The 2,729-nt window shown below is 42.3% G+C and carries 2 protein-coding genes; one reads left to right on the top strand and one right to left on the bottom strand.

All coding sequences use genetic code 11. From position 1 onward, the window contains the following. The first annotated feature begins 433 nt into the window (after nucleotides 1-433). Nucleotides 434-1,765: a valine--pyruvate transaminase gene (locus V7D75_RS14095; protein WP_333615067.1), complete on the top strand. Its 1,332-nt coding sequence runs from the start codon at nucleotides 434-436 to the stop codon at nucleotides 1,763-1,765. A gap of 88 nt (nucleotides 1,766-1,853) precedes the next feature. Here the strand turns inward: V7D75_RS14095 and V7D75_RS14090 are convergent. Further along, a partial coding sequence (locus V7D75_RS14090; RefSeq protein ID WP_333615066.1) for a DJ-1/PfpI family protein occupies nucleotides 1,854-2,729 on the bottom strand: 876 nt, incomplete at its 5' end.

Genomic DNA, 2,729 nt, shown 5'->3' with positions numbered 1-2,729 from the left:
GCTTATTCTCCTGTTATTGGATTATAAGCAGTTACACAGTTTTTAGGAAAGGCTCAACGAAAGAATATGACGCCCGCTTGATACATATAAGTTTGCCGATTTAGTGGGTCTTAGGCTTAGCCACTTGTTTGTAAATAGCAAATACATAAGTATTGCATGTTGAACTTAAAGCGCCAAAATAAATAAAGTATTATCATATCGACTTTTATAATTACCGTCTACAGAGCATAGCACTTTAGCACTTCTCTAAAGCCTCAAACCAAAACGCCTTCTATTCATTTAGAGGGCGTTTTTTACTTCATATTGCGTATCGGCATATAAACCAATATCAGCCCCGCGCTTTGCTTATTTTATCGCAACCATTTGCTATACTAGCCCCACTTTATGGATTAAATAACACTTTATAAACTCTCAAAAACAGCATGGTAGCCTTATGAAATTCTCAAAGTTCGGTCAGAAATTTACCCAGCCAACTGGCATCTCACAGCTCATGGATGACTTGGGCGATGCGCTAAAAAGCGATCAGCCTATCAATATGCTAGGCGGCGGCAACCCTGCCAAGATTGATGCCGTCAATGAGCTATTTTTAGAGACTTATAAGGCGCTTGGTAATGATAACAATACCGGTGAGGCGAATAGTAGCGCGATTATTAGCATGGCAAATTACTCTAATCCGCAAGGGGATGCTGCCTTTATCGATGCCTTGGTCGGCTTCTTTAATCGTCATTATGATTGGAATTTGAGCGCAGAAAATATCGCTTTGACCAATGGTTCGCAGAATGCTTTTTTCTATTTGTTTAATTTATTTGGCGGCGCATTTAATGATGGCGAAAATCAATCGGTAGATAAATCCATTCTACTGCCATTAACCCCTGAGTATATTGGATATAGTGATGTGCATGTTGAAGGTCAGCATTTCGCCGCCGTATTACCGCATATCGATGAAGTGACGCATGATGGCGAGGAAGGTTTCTTTAAATATCGGGTAGATTTTGACGCGTTAGAAAACTTGTCAGCATTGAAGGAAGGTCGCATTGGTGCGATTTGTTGTTCGCGTCCGACCAATCCAACGGGTAATGTGTTGACCGATGAGGAAATGGCGCATTTATCCGAGCTTGCCAAACGTTATGAGATACCGCTAATCATCGATAACGCCTACGGTATGCCCTTCCCGAATATCATCTACTCTGACGCGCATTTGAACTGGGATAATAATACGATTTTATGCTTCAGCCTGTCTAAAATTGGCTTGCCCGGTATGCGTACCGGCATTATCGTTGCTGATGCGAAAGTCATCGAAGCGGTCAGCGCGATGAATGCAGTGGTCAATCTGGCTCCGACACGTTTTGGCGCAGCGATTGCGACACCATTGGTGAACGATGACCGTATCAAACAGTTAGCGGATAATGAGATTAAACCCTTTTATCAACAGCAAGCGACATTAGCGGTCAAGCTGTTAAAAGAAGCGTTAGGTAACTATCCGTTGATGATTCATAAACCTGAGGGCGCGATATTTTTATGGCTGTGGTTTAAAGATTTGCCGATTAGCACCACTGAGCTGTATGAGCGTCTTAAAGACAAAGGCACGATTATCGTACCGAGTGAGTATTTCTTCCCGGGTGTCGATGTCAGCGATTATAAACATGCGCATGAATGTATACGTATGAGTATCGCTGCTGATGAACAAACGCTGATTGATGGTATTCGAGTGATTGGTGAAGTAGTGCGTGAGCTTTATGATAAGGCTAATAGTCAGAACGACTAAACCTTTTATTAAAAACATTAAATCACAAAAATAAAAAACGGACTTATAAATAGTCCGTTTTTTTGTGCTATGACCATGTAAAAGCGATTTAGCTAAGCGCTTTTAACAAAGCTTCAGCACTCATTTTACCAAAGTCATTGGCCGCCAAGGGTCCATCGCCTGAGATAAGCTTTCTATCTTGATGGGTATGTCCTGTCGCCAGTTTATTAGTAATCGTAACGCCCAAATCTTCTAATTTTTCGCCAAAGTACCACGGCATCGTACCGGGTAAATAACCAATTTTTGGCATTTGCTTGTCCATAGCAGTCGGGAACGCTACCATCTCATAACCTTTGAAAATGAAGTCGCGATTGGCGTTATCGTCTTTATCGGCGTTATTAGTATTGTCAGCGCTATTAGTATTGTCAGCGCTATCATGACTTGCTAAATTGGCCGCCAATAAAGCCGCTGGACCATGACAAATGACTAAGGTAAATAAATCCTTATCATAACCCCAACGTAGCAATTCGCCAAGGTTCTTATCGTCAGGTAAGCCTAGCATGGCGCCATGCCCGCCGGGAATAAAAATCGCTGCATAGTCATCGCTATTTGCCATATCGTTTTTGACAAAATCGGCGATACTTTTTGGATTATTCAGCTTTGATTGATATTCAGCGTAGATTTGTTTGACGTCATCATCGTCTTCTGGCATTGCCCACTGCTCGACTTTGACAGACTCCCCGGTTGGGGTAAAAATATCCACTTCAAACCCTGCCTTTTTAAAATGCAGCAATGGTACCATCATCTCAACCGGATGATTGCCAGTCTTGAACCTCTTATCATTTGCCATGGTCATGTACTGCTGCTCGGTGCAGACCATCAGGATTTTTTTGTTGCCCGTATATGGTGCTTCGTACTCGGAATGATCGTAGTTGGTTTTGTTTGGTGCCGCCAATTTAAGCGAAGCTTTAGAAGGGGTATAAGC

The sequence above is a fragment of the Psychrobacter sp. genome (assembly GCF_036731945.1).
In the GTDB taxonomy this organism is placed as follows: domain Bacteria; phylum Pseudomonadota; class Gammaproteobacteria; order Pseudomonadales; family Moraxellaceae; genus Psychrobacter.
The sequence above is the reverse complement of the archived record's forward strand: the minus strand, read 5'-3'. Positions and strand labels throughout refer to the sequence as shown.